Here is a 16,972-nt window from a genome sequence, read left to right as displayed (position 1 = left end):
CTCAGAGGGCGGTGTAGGCGTCGCGCCACGTCAGTGACAGGCGGGCGGTGTTGGTGGCGTCGAAGGCGGTGAAACGCATCTCGCTCTGCCCCGGAGGCAGGGAGAAAAGGTCGATCCGGGAGGCGGGCGTCAGCAGCGAGGAGGCGTTCCCGCCGGTCTCGCGGGTCACGGTGCGGTGCCCGGGCCGGGTGTCGATCTCCACCCACTGGCCGGCATCCAGGTCGAGGGTCGGCAGGGCGAGGGTCCGGCCGGATTCCACGTGGGTGACGGAGGCCTGCGCGCACGGCCCGGTGATGCGGATGATGGGCCAGGCGTCGGCGTCACCGTTGTTGATGACCCAGCCGGGCCGGTCGGCGGCCGTCGTCCCGGACTGCACGAGGATCGGCGCGGTGACCGGGGCCGCGAACCCGCCGCCGGTGAGCCAGCCCAGCGGCAGCTCGGTGGCGGATTCGGTGTCGGCATACCAGGTCGGGTCGGTGGCCAGGAACTCGATGTCGACGGGGACGTAGCCGTGGATCGACTGCCGGATGTCAGCGTCCAGGCGGCGCAGGCGTCCCTCGAGCCGCTTGACGGCCCGGCCCGCCATTGCCAGGCGCAGGGTGTGGGTGGCACCGCCGGTGAGCCGTACGGCCGGGTTGGCGGCCGGGCGCTGGAGGGTGGCGAGCATGTCGAGGCAGGCGGCCCGGTCGCCGGGGATTTTGATGGCGGCGTCGATCTGGACCTGCCGGGGGGCGAAGTAGTCCGGGCCGGGCCAGGCGCCGTCCATGGAGGGCTGGTCGTGGTCGTTGTCGCGGACGGGGGGCCGGCCCAGGCCGGTGATGTCGATGACGTTGACGCTGGTGTCCCGTCCGATGACGGTTCCGCACAGGTCGATCTGGCCGGTGGTGAGGGCGACGTCAGGCACGGGCGGCCACTCCTCCTCTGCGGGCGCGCCGGACTTGGCGGCCGACCTGTGCGCCGATGTCGGATGCGGTGGCGCCGGTGCGTACAGCGGGCACGGTCACGTAGGTGTCGCCGCCTTCCTTGATGACGACGATCTCCTTGGAGGCGGACAGGTCAGTCAGGCCCACGCCCATGCGGCGGGCGGCGTCCCGCAGGACTGGGAGGGCCTTGCGGCGCTTGGTGGCGCCGAGAGGGATGAACGCCTCCCCGCCGGTGGAGGGTTCGGCGAAGGTCACCGCGCCGCCCTGGGTGGAGTAGATGCCCTCGCGGATGCCGCCGTTGGCGTACGAGAGGCCCTTGCCGGCGCGGGCGAGGTCGGCGAGGAACCGGGTGGCGCGGGCGCCAAGGACGGACTTGATCCAGCCTCCGGCCTTGGTGCCGGTGGCGATGATCTCGTCCTCGCCCATGCCGGTGGTGGCGGCGACATCGTGGATGCCGGTCTTGGAGGTGGAGATCGCGGCGATGATGGCGACGACCTGCTGGACCTGCTCGTTGGTGAGGGCGTTGTTGGCGCGCTTGGCCGCGGTGTTCGCGGCGGCGGCCTTCTTGGAGTCGCCGACGGCGGAGGCCGCGATGTCCATGGCGGCCTGGTCGCCCTGGGCGGCCAACTGCTTGGCCAGGTCGCCGTAGCCGCGTGCGACCAGCCTGGCGAGGTTCTGCCCGAAGGCTGAGTCGGCGGTGGTGGCCTTGTTCAGGGCGTTGGTGTAGTCGGCGAGCGACGCCTTCGCGGTCATGCTCAGACCGTTGAGGGCGTCTGCCATCTCCTTGATGTACTTCGTCGAGCCGTGCGCCATCTTGCGGGTGAGCGCGACGCCGTCCTTGCCCATGGCGGCGAGCGCTTCTGCGACGTCGCCGCCGACTCGGTCGGCGACGATCTCCAGGTCCCGGTTCCAGGCGCGGGTCGCCTTGGAGGTCGACTTCAGGTTCCGTTCGACCTGGCCGAGGTCGAAGTAGGAGATCTCCTTGCCCTTGACCTTCTTCGTCTTGCGGCCGGCGCTTCCCGCATCCGAGGGGCTGTAGAGGGAGCCGGTGGTGGGGTCGTAGCGCCAGTCGGTCACGCCGCCGTCCGCGTTCCACTGGATGGCGGCCGGATCACCGCCCAGGCGCCGTACGGTCTCCTCCACGATCTGCCGGGAGCGGGGCCGCTTCGAGGGGCTGAGCGGAATGTAGGACTCGCCGCCGGTTTCCTCCTCGGCCCACACGCGCCAGGCGCCGCGGGGCGCGATCTGGGCTACGTGGTTCTCCCGGATCCCGTTGCGGTTGGTGCCGCCGTCGGCGTAGAAGTCGAGGACGGAGCCGCGGGCCTGCTGGGCCTGGATCATGTCGGGTACGCCGTTGGCGTCCCGGTCGGAGCCTGTGGCGGACAGGTAGACGCCGATGCCGACCTGCTTGCCGTGGATGTTGTCGATGGCGTTCTGGATGATGCGGGCGTTGCGGGCGGCGTCGCCGGTGGGGACGCTGATCGTGACGGTCTTGCCCTTGGTGTCGCGGATCTTGAAGCCGAGTGCTTCGAGCTGCTGACGTGCCTCCCCCGTGGGGGCCTTCATCGTCAGCGTCTTGCCCTTGGTGGCCGCGACCTTCGACTGGATCGCGGACAGTTCCTTGACCGCCCCGGCCGACGGTGCCTTCATCACGAGGGTCTTGCCGTTGGCCTGGGCGAGCTTGGCGATCAGCGCGTCGAGTTCGGCGCGAGCCGCCGCGGTCGGGGCGGTGATCTTGTATTCGCGGGTGCCGGGGATGAGCTCGATCTTGTAGCCGATTTCCTCGAGCTCCCGCTTCGCGTCCGCGCCGAGGGCGTCGACCTTGATGGTCTTCTCCTTCGGCATGCGGGCGAACTCCGCCTGCACGGCAAGCAGCTCGGCGAGAGCGGTGTCGACGCCCTCGGTCTGCAGGAGGATCGACACCTGGCCGGGGATCAGGCCCATGGAGTCGGCCATCTTCGCGGCGTCCTTGCCGGCGATGTCGTAGCCGGCGGCGACCTTCAGCGCGGCCGTGCGGCCCTTGGCCATCTCGCGGCGGGCAGCCTCAATGGCCTCGGGGACGGTGCGCTTCTGGCTGATGGCGAAGTCGTAGGCGGCGATCGCGGCGGACGTCGAGCTGTCGGCGATGGTGTTGAAGGTGTCGAACAGGTCCTGGCCGTTGCGGGTGGTGGTGTTGATCGTGCCGTTCATGCCGATGAGCTGGTCCCCGAAGCCCTTGGACTTGTCGATACCGGCGGCCATGGCGTCGTTGGCGCGGGAGACGGCTTCGTTCACCCGGGCCTGGGCGGCCTGCAGAGACACCGAGCCGCCGGACAGCAGGTCGAGCGCTTCGCGCAGGGCCCGGGTGCGGGAGTCGGCGTCCGCGGTCCGGTCCGCGAGTTGCCCGACAGAGGTCTTGAGCAGGTCGTAGGCGGTGGTGTTCTTCCCGGCCTTGGCGACCCCTTCGGAGAACGCGGTGGCGTCGTCCTGGGCGCGCTTGAAGTCCCCCGACAGGCCGGTGATGCCGGTGCGCAGGTCCTCGGCGGCGCGGCCGGTCGCCGTGAGCGACTCTGCGCCGACACCGCTCTCGGTGTCCATGGCCCACGTCTTCTGTGCCTTGGACGCCTCGAGGAGCCTGGTCTGCAGCTCGCTGAGGCTGGAGCCCTGGTTGGTGTAGGCGTCGACGAGGTCCGCCATCGGGATCTTCGCCTGCTTGGCGACGTCGATGAGACGCTGCTGCCCGTCGAGCGTCGTCTTGATCTTCGTGTCCATGAGGGTCTGCATGGCGATCTGGCGGACGTTCTCATCCACGATGCCGTTCGACTCGCGCAGCGCCGCGGAGAGGTTCGCGATCTGCGTCTCGTGCTCCCGCGCGGCCGCGGCGGCCTTCTGCTGCCGGGTGGCGAGCATGCCCAGGCCGACGACGGCGACGGTCAGCGCCAGACCCCATGGGCCGCCCAGGACGCCCATCGCGCCACCCATGGCCGCACGGAAACCGGTGCCGGCCGCTGCGGCGGCGCCGCGCAGCGACCCGGCAAATCCGGCGGTCTGCGCGGACGCGGTACGGAACGCGGTGCCCATCTGCCCGACGAGGGGGACCCGGGACTGCAGGACAGCGAACGCGGCGCCGTAGCGGCCGATGGACACGCCGGACGCGGCGGCCAGGGTGCGCTGGATCGCCATCTGCTGGTTCAGGGACCGGTAGGCGCCGGTGAGCCGGCCGCCGACGGTTCCGGCGAGGCCTTGGGCCATGGGGCCGACGCGGCGCATCAGCAGCATCGCGAACACGGCGGTCTGGATCGGGCCGGGAAGGGACCCGAACGCCGAGGCGAGGCCGCCGACCAGGTGGCCGAGGGGGCCAAGGACCGTGGAGACAATCTCGACGGCCTTGGCGAGCGCGTCGATGACCAGGACAACCAGGTCGAGGGAGGTCGCGGCGCCGCTGGACTCGCCGGCGAGCTCGCTCAGGCCGGACATGAACGCCTCGGCGCCCTCTGCGGCGTTCCTCAGCACCTCGGCGGCCATCCGTCCGACGGACAGCAGGATGTGCAGGAGCGCGGCCAGGGCGTCGCCGCCGAAGTCCTTCAGCGGCCCGAGCATGTCGCCGACGGAGTCGCCGATCCCGCCGAGCTCCTTGCGTACGGCCGCGCTGATGCCGGGCCCGAAAAGGGTTGCGGCGTCGTTGAGGTACCGGAAGAACTTTTCGATCTTCGGGGTGGCCTCGGACAGTCCGGCGGTGATGCTGCGGGTGAGGTACTCCAGGCCGGGTGCGAGGCCGTTGTAGATGGTTAGACCGGTCTGCCGTGACTGCGTCTTGAGCTGCAGCATCGCACCTGCGAGGCCCTTGCCCTTGGCGGCCGCGATGTCGGAGGCGGCGCCGGTGGAGGACACGGCCTGGATGAGCGCGTCGTAGGAGGCGACGCCCTGGTGGGCCAGGGCGATGGCGCCGGACATGGCCGGCTTGCCGAAGGCCTTGGCGACCGCGGCGGTGAAGTCCTTCTGGGTCATGGAGTGCTCGGCCTGGGCGAGCTTGTCCACGACGTAGCGCAGGCCCTTGAACTTGCCCTGGGTGTCCCATGCCTCGATGCCCATGGCCGTCAGGCCCTGCGTCATCTGCTTGGTGGGCTTGGCCAGGTTGGTGAAGATGCCGCGCAGTGTCGTTCCGGCGGTCTGGCCGAGGATGCCGGCCTTGCCGAGCATGCCGACGCCGGCGGCGGCTTCCTGCATGGTGACGCCGAGGCCGTGGGCGACCGGGCCGGCGTACTTCATCGAGTAGTAGATGTCGACGATGTCGCCGGAGGCGGCGTTCGCGGTGGCGGCGAGGGTGTCGGCGGCCACCGATGCCTGGTCGGCGCCCATGCCGAACTGGTCCATCATGTCGCCGAGGTACTTCGCGGAGTCGGCGGCGTTGACCTGCGCGGCGGAGGCGAGGGTCAGGGACGCGCGGGTGGAGGAGATGGCCTGGTCCGTGCGGAAGCCGGCCTTGGCGAGCTCGACCATGGATTCGGCGGCGTCGGCTGCGGTCGCCCCTGGCAGGGTGAGGTCGTTGCCGAGCTCCGCGGCGGTCGCGGCCGCGCGCTGCATCTGCAGTGCGGTGCCGCCGGTGACGGCCCCGAACGTGTTCATGGCCTGCTGGTATTCGTTGCCCTCCTTGACCATCTCGGCGCCGCCCATCAGGAGCGCACCGCCGGAGAGCAGACCTGCCAGGCCGACGACCTGGTGACGGACCCGGCCGGTCTCGCGGGCGTAGTTGCGCATGGAGCGCACGCCGCGATCGCCGATGGAGTTGAGGCGAGAGTCCGCGCGGCGGGCGGCGTCGGCCAGGCGCAGCAGGTCGCGTACGGCTCCGTCGACATGCCCGGACATGCGGGCCAGGTCCCGGCCTGCGGTGCGGGCGCCTGACCCGAGGCGGTTGATGTGACGGTCGGAGCGGCGGGCCGCGTCGCCGTACCGGTTGACCTGGGTTCCGGCCCGGCGGGCGTCGCTGCCGAGCCGGTTGACGTGCCGGGCGGCCGTACGCGACTCGCGGCCGAGCGTGCGGACATGGCGGGAAGCGGTGGTGGAGTCCTGCCCGAGGGCACGGACCTCCCGGCGTGCGGTGCGGGCCGCCGTGCCGAGGGTGCGGGCGTGGGTGGCGGACTGGCGCAGCTCGCGGGCCAGGCTGGTGCCGGTGCCCCGCAGGTCAACGCTCAGGTTCCAGTTGCCCACTGCGCCCTCCCCTCCTTGCTAGTCGTCTTCGTTGTCGCGTTGCCGGTGAGGCCGTCGGGCGGCCTTCAGCGCCCGTTCCGCTTCGAGCGCTGCGGCGTAGGAGACGGGGATGAGCGCGATCTTTTTGCCGTGGAGGTCGCCGGTCTTCTGGATCTCTTCTTGCTTGTCTGCGATGACCTGGCAGCCGACGCATCGCTGCACGCTGGCGACGTAGGCGTCCTCTTCGTCGGGGCCGCCGTGGTCCCAGTCCTCGTGGCGGGTGCCGCACTGCGGGCACACGGTGCGCATGTAGTCCCGGTAGGCCAGGGCCTTCTCCCGGTCGCGTGCACTCCAGCGGCCGTCGCCGATGGAGCGGAACTGGGAGTGCGGGATGCCCCACCGGTCGCACAGCTCCAGCTCCGCGCGCAGACGTTCATCGGCGATCAGCCTTTTCCCAGGTCCATGCGGGTGTCGGACTGGACGCTCCAGGCGGTGTTGAAGAGGGTGGCGGCTTCGCCTTCGGCCCACTCGTCGAGGTAGAACTGCGCGTCCTCGACGGTGATGCCATCCAGGGAGGCGGCGGCGATCAGCTCGGGGCCGATGGTGTCGATGTTGACCGCGAAGTCGTTCTCGGCCTGCTCTTCGGTCGGCGGGTGCGCGGCCTTCAGCTCGGTGAAAGCGGGCCGGGGCATTGCCTGGAACCGCAGCACCGTGGCTGCCTCGTCGAACGCTGCCTGCGCGGCGTCCACGTCGGCCTGGGCGGCCGCCACGGCAGCCTTCAGGGTCTTGTCGGCCGGGTCGTCGGCAGCCTGACCGGTGGCGCGGCGCAGCGCGTACTGGGCGGCGGCCAGCGCCGTCTTGATGGCGTGGTCGTCGCAGATCGTCATGGTGGCGATCGGCCGGGCGCGGTTGCGCAGCCGCTCGCGGGTGGCGGCCCAGTGGGCGTCGGCTGCGACGGCTGCGGCCGGCGGCGGCACGGGCACAGGGGTGTTCTTGGTGGTGGCAGGCATGGGGTGGTCCTCCGTCGGGGAAGGGGGACCCGGCCGGGCGCCGTACGACGCCCCTTCCCGAACGTGTCGGGCCCGGCCGGGAGCTCAAGGGGGGTGGGTCAGGGGCCGGCGGCCGGCACGGGCGCATCGAGCGCCGGGGTGTCGGTGATGACGAACTTGGCCATCCACTTCGCCGATTCGTTGTCGACCGTGATGTTCGACGACTTGGAGGCGACCGTGACCGGATAGACGTCCATCGAGTTCGAGGCGGGGACGTCGCCCTTGCGCAGGATGATCACGAAGCCGGTGGTTCCCTTGGCGAGGGCCTGCTCGAGCTCGTCGTCGGTGTCGTCCTCGTAGAACGTGAGCGTCGAGTCGGCGGCCTGGTCCTCGCCCTCGATTTTCGAGGTGAAGGTGGACTCGAGGTCGGGGGTGTCGATCGGCGAGTTCTCGAGGGCGAAGCCCTCCACGGCGGCGATGGCCTTGGTGAGCTTGGTGGCGCCGGTGATCTCGGCGCGGGTGGGGATGTAGGAGGTGGAAGCGATGGTCGTGGCAAAGAGGATCTTGGTGTTTCCGCGACGACTGAACCTGGGCATTGGGGACCCCTTGTGATGCGTACGGCAGTGGCGGCCACCTGCGTGGTGGCGTCCGCGTGGGGTCCCGCCGCGGTGCGGTTCTACATGCCTGACAGGGTCAGGCGGGGGTCAGGTCGAGCCTGAACCTCTGCACTCCGTGAATGATGGCATCGGCGGGATCATTCGTTCCCCCTGGTTCGTTCTCGAGGGATCTGCGGACGACCTTCGCGCCGGGCACGGTCAGGGCATGCAGCCACAGCCCGGTCTCCGGGTCGCGGCCCAGGAACGCGTTGCGGGCCTTGTCGGCCATCCACTCGGCCTGGTCTTCGCTGCCGGTCGATCCGGGGATGTCCGGGTCGGGTCCGGAGATGGAGTCGACCTGGTAGACGAGGCTGGCGTCCTCGTTTTCGTCGGCGAACGGCGCCCCGGAGGTTGAGTGGTCGACCAGCCGGAGCACGTAGTACGGCGGGTCCTGCCCCAGGGGTAGTGCGCCGCGGCCGACCGGGAGGCCGGTGGCGGAGGTGAGCAGCGCGGACAGGGCCAGGGTGACGGGACGGCGTGAGATCACAGCAGGGCCTCCGCGACGGCGAGCCGCATCTGCGCCATGAGGATGGCCTCGATGAACGTGAGGGCGGGCTGGACGTGCGGGAACGGCGGCTGGTTGTAGACGCGGCCCAGCGAGTCGGGGCCGACGAACCCGAACTCCAGGCGCCGGCCCTGCGGCGCGTAGGTGCCGATGGTGCAGTGCCCGCCGTAGGGGATGCGGGCCGGCGTGGACTCCCAGGAGTTGCGGTAGCGGCCGGTGATGACGTTCGGCCCGGGCCGGCCCGAGGCGTTGCCCCGGATCTTGGCCTTGCCGAGTTCCCCGGTGTGCCGGACGCCGTTGTAGATGGCGTTGCCGAGCCTGTCGGCGGCGTGGTCGAGCCGGTCGGCCAGTTCGTCCGGGGTCACGGTGCCACCGTCCTGGGGGCACGGTTCTGGTCCAGCGGCGTACGGCGTACGGCCTCGAGCGTCGCGGCCTGGCTGACGTCCATGCAGATCCAGGTACGGCCCAGGAGCGCCGTGTTGGCGGGGTCGTGGACGGCGACGACGGACGCGAGGGCGTCCTTCGGCGCGATCGGCGCGGACAGCGGGGTGAGCATCCGGTAGCGGGAGGTCGTCTCCTGAAGCCACTGCTGCCCGGCGTCCGGGTGCGCGGACAGCTGCGCGGACGCGTCGGACGGCTGGATCGCGCCCGGCCCCTCGTACAGCACCTCGCCAGCCGGGTACTCGAGCTGGCCTGTTGTCTCGTTCAGGACCGGGGCGCCGGCGGCGGGCAGCGCGATCCGCACCGTGTCGAGAAGGACCATCTCCTCGACCAGGTCGGCCACCGCGGCCAGGGCGTCGTCGAGGATGCCCATCAGGAACCCCCCTTGCCGCGGGCCCAGTCCGCGAGCTGGGCGAGCATCGCCCGGGTCAGGGCGTACCGCTCGTCATCGAGGTCCTCCCGGTTCAACGCCGCGTTCTCGAGCGCTGAGGCGTCGATGTTCGAGAGGAACGCGGCGATCAGCTCACCGTGGTCGACCTCCTCGGCCTGCTCGCCGACGGCGACGTGGGCCAGGCCTTCGAAGAGGGTCTCGGTACGGGCGGGGTGGGCGTACAGGACGAGCAGCGGCGGCTGCATGGCGCGTTGCTCGAGCGTGTAGCCCTGCAGTCCGCTGCTGATGTCGTGGCCGTCGACCTCGACGCGCGCGGTGCGCCCGCTGCTGGCGATGCGGACCTGGTGGGGGCTGTCGGCGACGCTCGGCTCGCTCACGGGTCAGTCCTCGTCCTTCTCTTCTAGGTGCTCCACGCGGGCGGATTGCCAGGAGCTGATGTGGCCGATGGCGATGGCGTACCAGGACATGCCGACGAGGTACGGGACGGACTCTCTCCACCAGAGGATCGACGGCGGCAGCAGGAGCAGCCAGGCGAAGAAGAGGCCGAGGTGCAGGCGCTTCCAGAAGACGGCGGTCATAGCTCGAGCCCCGATTCCAGGTCGGGCCGGCCGGTGAGGTCGGGGCGCGGGATGAACTGGCGGATGCAGCCGTGGTGGGCGGCCGGGTAGGCGGCGCAGTCGTCGACGGTGCGGATGGTGCGGTGCGCGAGGTCGGTGTCGGCGTGATTGGTCCACCCGCACTCGGGCCCGTCGGCGACTTCCATCCATTCGACGCCGAGGTCGAAGCGGGCAAGGTTCAGGGCGCCGGTGTTGGTGGTGACGACGGCCTGCCAGGCGAGCGCGGAGCGGGCCCAAGCCTGGACGGGGTGGCGGGACTGGTCGCTGTAGATGACGGTGCCCAGCGGGTGGTCGGCGAGAAGCGCGCGCGTGTCGACGCCGGTGTGGGCGCGGGCCTGGTCCTGAGCGGCGCGGGCGAACGCGTGGGCGCGGCGCACAGCCGAGGTGATGCGGCCGATGAGGTCGACATAGAAGGCGGCGGTGATGCCCGTGATGGCTGCCTGGTGGGTCGCGTTCCAGGTGAACAGGCGCAGCGGCCAGTCCAGGGAGCGCAGCGCGCGCAGGGCGCCGTCGCGGTAGGCGGCGGGCAGATCGGTGGCGGCCCACCGCTCGGCCAGGGCGCGGGCGAGGCGGTCGAACTCGCCGACCTCCTGGTTGAAGGCGAGGATCGCGGCGCGGGTGCGGGCGGTCGCTCCCCGGCCCGGGCGGATGCGCTCGAGACGCCGCAGGAGCAGGTCCTGAGCGTCGGTCAGGTGCTTCCACGCGGTGGCGAGCTGGGTCGTGGTGGCGAGGATGAGGGTGAGGAGTTCCTCGCGGTGCTCACGTCCCGTCTGGAGGGTGCGGGTGGGGGTGGTCATCTGCGTGGCCGCTCGACGAGCTGGATCACTCCGATGCTGCTGTCGCCCGCGGTGCCGTCGCCGTCGGGGTCGCTCTCGTCGGGGGCCAGGGGCCTGCCCGCCTGCAGCATGGCGATCTGGCGCTCCAGGGCGCGGATGTTCTCCGCGTACGACACGGACACGACGCTGGACAGGTTGATGGAGGCAGGCCGGGCGATCAGGGCCGCCTTGCGCTCCTCGAGGATCTGAATGGCGACGGCGCGGGCGGAGCGCAGGACCGTGTAGCGCTGCTCGAGGTCGACCAGGCTGGTGGTGGTGCCGAGCTGTGAGATGAGCCAGGCGCGTACGGCGGCGTCCATCAGGCTCCTCCGGTGTGAGGTGAAGAGGGGGAAGGGGATACAGCGGGTACGGGCCCGCCCGGCGCCCCCACCGGGGCGGGCCCGTACGCCGCTTACTGACCGCCGGTGCCCTCGGCGGCGTTCGGGGCCGTCTTGCGCGCGGCTGTCTTCTTGGCCGTACGTGCAGGCGGCTTGGTTTCCTCAGCCGGCGGCGCCTCGGCGTCCGGGCCACCGTCTGCGGAGGCTGCCGACCCGTCGCCAGAGGCGCCGTCCGGGCCGTCGCCGGAAGGGCCCTTGTCGCCCTCCGGGTCCTTCCCGGTCTCCGCCTTGGCCGGGGTCTTCAGACGGGGCAGCTTCCCGTCGACCCACGCGGCCGGGTTGGTCACCAGCGCCGCCAGCCGTGGCTCGGGGCTGCTGCCCGCGGCCAGGGTGACGGTCTGGTGGGTGTCCGGGTCCGTCACGTAGACGGTCCCCTTCAGCTGGGCGGCCATGGCTCACCACACCGTCGCAGCGATGTGGATGTCCGGGGTGTACATGACCGGCAGCGCGGCGGCGGAGCACTTCGTGTACACCTGCGGCGGGTCGTCCTTGTAGCCGCGGGTGACGACGATGCCGGGGGCCTCCTCGCGGAGGATCGCCGGGTTCGATCCCTGGGACAGGATCAGGCCGTCGGCGGTGAGGCCGTACTGCGTCTCGGCCCACTGCGAAGGGTTCGGCGGCAGAAGGAAGAACATGTTTTCCGGCAGCACGCGGACGTCCGAGCCGGTGTCCAGCTCGATCCGCACGTCGTAGCGGGTGATCGGCGGCAGGCCGTAGCGGGCCCGGACGACGTCGACCTCGTTCGGGGCGAGTACGGCGGTGGGGATGGTCGACGCCGAGTTCACGCTGCCGTAGTAGGCGGCGCGGTAGGAGTCGTTGGACAGCATCAGCGCCCACGTCTTGTACGAGGTGAGCGCCCGGGCGGGCTCCGGGGCGCCGGACGAGCGCAGGACCTCCATCCAGCGCATCTCGTCGCCGAGGATGTCGGCGGTCGGGTCCGTCCACGCGGTGGGGGCGGTCGGCATGTTCTCCGACGGGACGCTGTAGTCCGCTTCGAGCTCGAGGTTGTTCTCGCCGGTCAGCGTGAACTTGCCGTCGACGAGGAGGTCGCCGGCCGCGAGCTCGAGACGCTTCTTGATGGACAGCACGTGCGCGCCGACGTCGTCGTAGACGGCGCGGACGAGGTCGCGGGTGTCCATGCCCCGGTCGAGGCTCTCCAGGATGGACTCGAACTCGCCGACGATGTACTTCTGCCCGAGGGGCAGGAGCTTGCCGGAGGTCGCGAACTTCGTGATCTCACGCGTGGCGACCTTGGTCTGCGCGTCCCACGCGCGGTAGGACGCGGCGGCGACCCGTCGGCGGGTGCCCCGGTGCTCCCACATCACGGAGTCGATCGTGCGCTCGGGCATGACCGACAGCGTGAGGGCGTAGTTGGCGGGGGTCTGGATCTCGCGGACGAAGGCCTGGATCTCCGTCGGGTTCAGGTCGCGGAGCAGAAGCTCCATCATGTCGGTCATGGTGGCTCCTGCTCAGATGCCGTAGACGAAGTTGGTGTTGGAGCCGGCCGGGACGTCGGTCGGGTCGAACGCGACCGGGAGCTTGGCGACGTCGATCTGGCCGTGGACCATGAGCGCGGCAGCGGCCTTGGTGTGTCCGGGGTAGAAGGACACCTCGGTGAAGAGGAACCCGGCGAAGACGTCGGTGCCGTTGGCCGTGGCGGCGGTGCCGCCGGCGGTGGTGGTGGCGATGGTGATGTCGGGGGTGGTGCCACCGGTGAAGGACTCGGTGGTCGTCGGCGCGGCAACGTTCTCACCGAGCTGGGTCCCGCCCCACGTGAGCGTCCACGGACCCCCCGCGTTGCCGGTGACGACGACGTCGCCGGGCGCGATGTTCGACAGGGCCTCGAGCGCGGCCTGAACCGCCGCGGCGGTGGCGTTGTAGGCGATGGCCGCGGTGGTCTGGCCGCTCCACGTGATGGTGAAGGTGCCGCCGGTCGGGCCGCCGGTGACCGTGAGGGTCTGCACTTCGTTGGTGACGGCGTTGTACGGCTCGTACAGGCCGGTTGTGGTGTTCTTGCCGAGCGGGATGCCGGACTTCAGCTTCCGCTCGGGCTGGTACCTCGACGCCTCGGTCCAGTGGAGAGTCTCGTCGAACGCCGACAGGTCGAGGGTGACGCTCTGGTTGGCCTCGATGCCGAGCATGCTCATCAGCCACGGGCGGCCGATGGCAAGGGTCTCGCTGGTGGTGTACGGCTGGATGTCCACGCCGTGACCCCTTTCGCGTGAGCGCGGGATAGGTGCGGGCACCTGGTGTGGTGCCGTCCACGGGGGTCAGGGCGTGGTCCCTCGGGTGGTGCTGGTCTTGGTCAGGCTGCGTCGTCGGAGCGCAGGCCCATCTGTACGGCTCGGGCGCGGGCGGCCGCGCGGACTGCGTCCTTACCCGAGGCGGGGGTGCGGGCGGGTGGCCCGCCGGCCGGGGCGCCGCCGGGAGCGGGCGGCAGAGTCTGCGGGGCGGGCCCGGTACCGAAGAGGGTGCTGCGGCGCTCCTTCAGCGCCTGGGCCGCTGCGGTGATGGCCGCAGTGTCAGCGTCATCGGCGAGCTTTCCCTTCACCAGGGCGAAGGCGTCGTCCAGGTCGTCGCCAGTGGCGCCCAGGCGGACGAGTTCGGCCCTGATCTTCGTCTCGCGCTCGAGTACGGCGGCCGCCTGCTCCTTGGCCTCGGCGGCTGCTTCGCGCGCAGCGGCGGCCTGCTCCCGGGCGGTCAGCTCTTCTGTGCGGCGCTGCTCCTCGGTGAGCTGGGCCTGCCGGGTGGCCTGGGCGTCCTTGAGGAGCTTCGCGACCTGGGCCGGGTCGAGGTTGTCGGTGGGGATGCCCGCTGCCTCGGCGATCGCCCGAAGTGCGGCGTTGCGACCTTCGTCCTTCTCGTTCTTCATCAGGACGTTCAGGCGCCGCTGGGTGATGGTGACCTTGTCCTCGTCGTCGCCCGGGGCGGCAGGTGCCGGGGGCGTGGCGGGAGGGGTGACGCTGCTCTGCGGCGGCATGTTCGCCGGCGTCGGCGGCGCGGCGGGGTCGCCGTTGTAGAAGACGGCGAGGGCCTCCACACCCGTGTACGGGCGGACCCAGGCTGCGCGGGCGGCGGTGGTGCGGGGCTGCGCGGGGCGACGCATGAGAGCAGTCCTCCCAAGGACAGTTCAGGCCCCGCGCCTGAGATCAAGGAGACCACACGGATCGCGGATCGTTCCCCCTGCTCCGCTTCGAGACGGTCGGTACTCTGAGCGGTCCCCGGGGAACGGGGCGATAGAGCCGACCAGCCGTAAGGGGGCGCCATGCCCACAACGATCCGCTTTCCCCCAGTGGACAACGGGATCGACTACCTCGTCAGCGTCGTACGCCACTTGGGCAAGGGGGTTGAGGAGCTCACCCCCCGGGATCTCAAGTACGGCGTGATCCACCTGTACGCCGCAACCGAGGTGCTGCTCAAGGCACGACTCACCCAGGAGCACTGGAGCCAGGTCCTCGAGAACCCCGCGAGCGCAGATCGCAAGAAGTTCGTCTCCGGCGAGTTCAAGAGCTGCGGCCTGGAGCAGGCCATCGAGCGTCTTGACCTGGTAGCCGATATCCAGATTGACGTCGCCGCCCGCAGAGCTATCAAGAGCCTGGCGATGACTCGCAACGCCCTCCAACACTATGGTCTCGAGCTTTCCCCCGCAGCCGTCGAGGGCAACGCCGCTGCGGTCCTCAGCTTCTTGGTCGACTTCCTCTCCGAACGCCTTCTGCCGGCGCTCGAAGAGAACGAGCGATGGGACGCCGAGACCGCCATGGAGCCCGTCAGTCGTGGGCTTGCAGCAATCCAGCGCTTCAAGAAGCAGCGCATGCAGGAGATCGCGAGTGAGCTGGAACGGAACGCTCAGCGCATCGTGCAGTGCCCCTCCTGCCAGAGTTGTGCCCTCGTCGTGGGGAACCCTGAGGTGTCGTGCAAGTTCTGCACCATGGGATGGCCTAGCGAACTGGCCGCCGAGGAGTACGCCACCGTGATCCTGTCACGCGACTGGCGTCCCGGCCGGAACTCCCCAGGAGCCATGTTCAGCCAGCCCTCCGTACCTCCAGTGGATCGATGCCAGCATTGCGGCAGCGATGCCCTGGTGACGGGTGCCCCGACTAAGGCCGCTCCCGAGGGTGTGGACCTCTGCTTCAACTGCGCGCAGGCGGCAGTCTGACTCAGGTACCTGCTCCGGCTTTCGGTCCCTCCGTGCCGACACCAAACTCCTCAGGGGGTGGCAGCTGGACGACGGGCGGCGCCGGGTCGGGGTTGATGTCGATGCCGAGGAACTTGCCGACGGCGTCGGTGGAGCCGGTGGCGTCGGCGAGGAACCGGGCCTGCTCGAACTGGCGGGACTGGATCTGCTCGATCTCCTGCTCGGCGTCGTCGATGGCCCACCCGGCTTCGGTGAGGGTCCGTACGGCGGTCTCCAGAGAGATCACGGCCGCGCCGTAGGCGGTGGTGACCTGGTCGAGGACGGCGGCCTTGTCGGTGGGTGTGTACGGGCCGAAGACGAGCTTCGCGGGCAGCGGTGTCACGCCCGTCCAGTCGGGGTGCTGGCCGGCCAGGTGGAGGCGGGTGACGAACTTGAGCAGCAGCGCGTACTTGTGGGCGCGGGCCAGCCGCATGGAGTCGATGAGGGAGTCGAGGGGGCCGAGGCTGAGCTCAAGGGCGTAGCCGGAGGGCACCTTGGAGGGGTCCATCGTGCCGAGGGAGACGGCGGGGAGGCGGGCGTTGGTGGCGGCGCGTTCGGTGAGGTCGGCGCGGTGATTGCGGAGCTCGGCGAGCTGCGGGGCGGTGTTGAGGGTGTCCATGCGGCCGGTGTCGCCGAGCTCGAGGACCATGCCGGCGCGCACGGCGAGCTGCTGGGTCTGTCCGCTCGACGGGCGTCCGGACACGGCGATGATCGGCGATCCGGTAGTCGCGGACGCCTTGGAGGAGTCGGTGTCGGTGCCCGCGATCTCGTCGAAGACTTGGAGGACCTTGGCGAGGGAGGACTGGCCCCAGTGTTCTTCGGCCGGGGGCACCGTGTTGGGGACGTGGATGACCGGGACGAAGTCGATGTATAGGTCGAGGTGGTCGAGGACTTCCCCGCCGGGGCTGGTCGCGAAGCGGGCCTTGTCCATGGGGAGACTGTCGACGTCGACGGGGCCCTTGAGGTCGCCGAGTTCCCAGGTCGCGTCGGTGAGGTAGCAGGTGCGGTAGACCGGCTCGTCGTTCCACACGTACTCGCGGGAGATCGCGCCGAACTCGTCGACCTGGTCGCCGATGCCCAGGAGCGGTACGGCCGGCTCGTCGTCGGTCGGCTCGGACATGAGCGGCGCCCGTACGGCGCGGCCGGCCCGGTCGACCCCGGACGCGGTGGCCGGGCGGATCCAGTCCATCTCGTAGGTGATCCGGCGCAGGCGGGCCTTCAGGCCGCGCTTGGGGTCCTCGGGCAGCTCCCAGGCGAGGTGGACACGGTCGGGGAAGTCCGCGGCGTCGCCGTCTTCGGGCAGGACGGGGAAGTAGAAGCCGGGGTCGTAGGTACGCAGCCGGGCGCGGCGCTTGGCCGGGTCCCAGAAGACGAGGTACACGCCGTCGCCCAGGCCGACGGCTTTCCGCTCGGTTTGGAGCATCCGCATTGTCAGCAGCTCGTCCTCTGCCCAGTCCCGCAGCAGGTTCTGCAGCTGCTCGGCGGCCGCCTGCTCGCCGCTGTCGTCGTCGCTCTGCTCGGCTCCGGGGACGACGATCTGCTGATCGCGGCCCATGACGTGGGACACCAGCGTCTCCACGAACATGGCCGGGTCGCCGAACTCGCGGCGTTCCCGGGCCCCGGCGCCGTCGCGGATCTCGGCGAGCTCGGCGGCCTGATTGTTGTCGTAGGAGGCGAGGAGCTTGTACGCGGCCAGGCGCCGCTCGTCGGCGGCCGGCACCCAGGACGCGAACGCCTCGGGGAACGCCCTGCGGTGGGGCATGCCGAGGAGGCTGTCGCTGTAGATGGGCTTGTAGTTCAGCCACGACCAGGCGTCGATGACTACGGACTTGAGGCCCACAGAGAGTCCCTCCGTACCAGGCCCCGCGCCTACTGATCAGCGTACGGGCGCAGGGCT

18 protein-coding genes are annotated in these 16,972 nt (G+C 70.5%); 1 reads left to right on the top strand and 17 read right to left on the bottom strand.

Annotation, left to right across the window (positions count from 1 at the left end; all coding sequences use genetic code 11):
- Window position 1 precedes the first annotated feature (1 nt).
- From ACZ7J0_RS32660 to ACZ7J0_RS32585, 16 genes are all read right to left on the bottom strand, one after another.
- Window positions 2–904 (bottom strand): phage distal tail protein, encoded by a 903-nt coding sequence (locus ACZ7J0_RS32660; RefSeq protein WP_470893513.1) that lies wholly within the window; start codon window positions 902–904, stop codon window positions 2–4.
- On the bottom strand, window positions 897–6,110 hold the full coding sequence (locus ACZ7J0_RS32655; protein WP_470893511.1) for a phage tail tape measure protein: 5,214 nt from the start codon (window positions 6,108–6,110) through the stop codon (window positions 897–899). The genes ACZ7J0_RS32660 and ACZ7J0_RS32655 overlap by 8 nt, the downstream gene beginning before the upstream one ends.
- A gap of 18 nt (window positions 6,111–6,128) precedes the next feature.
- The gene (locus ACZ7J0_RS32650; RefSeq protein WP_470893509.1) at window positions 6,129–6,398 is read right to left on the bottom strand and encodes a hypothetical protein; all 270 of its coding nucleotides are present in this window, start codon (window positions 6,396–6,398) and stop codon (window positions 6,129–6,131) included.
- Window positions 6,399–6,532: 134 nt separating this feature from the next.
- Complete coding sequence (locus ACZ7J0_RS32645) at window positions 6,533–7,099, bottom strand: hypothetical protein (RefSeq protein ID WP_470893507.1); 567 nt, start codon at window positions 7,097–7,099, stop codon at window positions 6,533–6,535.
- Window positions 7,100–7,197: 98 nt separating this feature from the next.
- A complete protein-coding gene (locus ACZ7J0_RS32640) occupies window positions 7,198–7,674 on the bottom strand; it encodes a phage tail tube protein (RefSeq protein ID WP_470893505.1) in 477 nt (158 codons plus the stop codon).
- Window positions 7,675–7,771: 97 nt separating this feature from the next.
- Complete coding sequence (locus tag ACZ7J0_RS32635) at window positions 7,772–8,221, bottom strand: hypothetical protein (RefSeq protein ID WP_470893503.1); 450 nt, start codon at window positions 8,219–8,221, stop codon at window positions 7,772–7,774.
- A complete protein-coding gene (locus ACZ7J0_RS32630; RefSeq protein WP_470893502.1) occupies window positions 8,218–8,604 on the bottom strand; it encodes a hypothetical protein in 387 nt (128 codons plus the stop codon). The genes ACZ7J0_RS32635 and ACZ7J0_RS32630 overlap by 4 nt, the downstream gene beginning before the upstream one ends.
- Window positions 8,601–9,053, bottom strand: coding sequence for a DUF6093 family protein (locus tag ACZ7J0_RS32625; RefSeq protein WP_470893500.1), 453 nt, complete (start codon window positions 9,051–9,053; stop codon window positions 8,601–8,603). Before ACZ7J0_RS32625 ends, ACZ7J0_RS32630 begins: the two co-directional genes overlap by 4 nt.
- Window positions 9,053–9,448, bottom strand: coding sequence for a hypothetical protein (locus ACZ7J0_RS32620; protein ID WP_470893498.1), 396 nt, complete (start codon window positions 9,446–9,448; stop codon window positions 9,053–9,055). Before ACZ7J0_RS32620 ends, ACZ7J0_RS32625 begins: the two co-directional genes overlap by 1 nt.
- A 3-nt stretch (window positions 9,449–9,451) precedes the next feature.
- Window positions 9,452–9,649, bottom strand: a complete 198-nt coding sequence (locus tag ACZ7J0_RS32615) for a hypothetical protein (protein WP_470893496.1) — start codon at window positions 9,647–9,649, stop codon at window positions 9,452–9,454.
- A complete protein-coding gene (locus ACZ7J0_RS32610; protein ID WP_470893494.1) occupies window positions 9,646–10,485 on the bottom strand; it encodes a hypothetical protein in 840 nt (279 codons plus the stop codon). Before ACZ7J0_RS32610 ends, ACZ7J0_RS32615 begins: the two co-directional genes overlap by 4 nt.
- Window positions 10,482–10,823: a hypothetical protein gene (locus ACZ7J0_RS32605; protein ID WP_470893492.1), complete on the bottom strand. Its 342-nt coding sequence runs from the start codon at window positions 10,821–10,823 to the stop codon at window positions 10,482–10,484. The genes ACZ7J0_RS32610 and ACZ7J0_RS32605 overlap by 4 nt, the downstream gene beginning before the upstream one ends.
- A gap of 92 nt (window positions 10,824–10,915) precedes the next feature.
- Window positions 10,916–11,293, bottom strand: a complete 378-nt coding sequence (locus ACZ7J0_RS32600) for a hypothetical protein (RefSeq protein WP_470893490.1) — start codon at window positions 11,291–11,293, stop codon at window positions 10,916–10,918.
- 3 nt (window positions 11,294–11,296) lie between these two features.
- Entirely contained in the window at window positions 11,297–12,358 is a 1,062-nt protein-coding gene (locus tag ACZ7J0_RS32595) for a major capsid protein (RefSeq protein ID WP_470893488.1), read from the bottom strand.
- 12 nt (window positions 12,359–12,370) lie between these two features.
- On the bottom strand, window positions 12,371–13,105 hold the full coding sequence (locus ACZ7J0_RS32590; protein ID WP_470893486.1) for a hypothetical protein: 735 nt from the start codon (window positions 13,103–13,105) through the stop codon (window positions 12,371–12,373).
- Window positions 13,106–13,206: 101 nt separating this feature from the next.
- Window positions 13,207–14,007, bottom strand: a complete 801-nt coding sequence (locus ACZ7J0_RS32585) for a hypothetical protein (protein WP_470893484.1) — start codon at window positions 14,005–14,007, stop codon at window positions 13,207–13,209.
- Window positions 14,008–14,166: 159 nt separating this feature from the next.
- Between ACZ7J0_RS32585 and ACZ7J0_RS32580 the strand changes: the two genes are divergently transcribed.
- Window positions 14,167–15,057, top strand: coding sequence for a hypothetical protein (locus ACZ7J0_RS32580; protein WP_470893482.1), 891 nt, complete (start codon window positions 14,167–14,169; stop codon window positions 15,055–15,057).
- Window position 15,058: 1 nt separating this feature from the next.
- On the opposite strand, the gene ACZ7J0_RS32575 is transcribed toward ACZ7J0_RS32580, so the two are convergent.
- Window positions 15,059–16,915 (bottom strand): hypothetical protein, encoded by a 1,857-nt coding sequence (locus ACZ7J0_RS32575; protein WP_470893480.1) that lies wholly within the window; start codon window positions 16,913–16,915, stop codon window positions 15,059–15,061.
- Window positions 16,916–16,972 lie beyond the last annotated feature (57 nt).

This window comes from Streptomyces sp. NPDC038280 (genome assembly GCF_055600045.1).
This window is presented reverse-complemented; position numbering and strand designations above follow the sequence as displayed.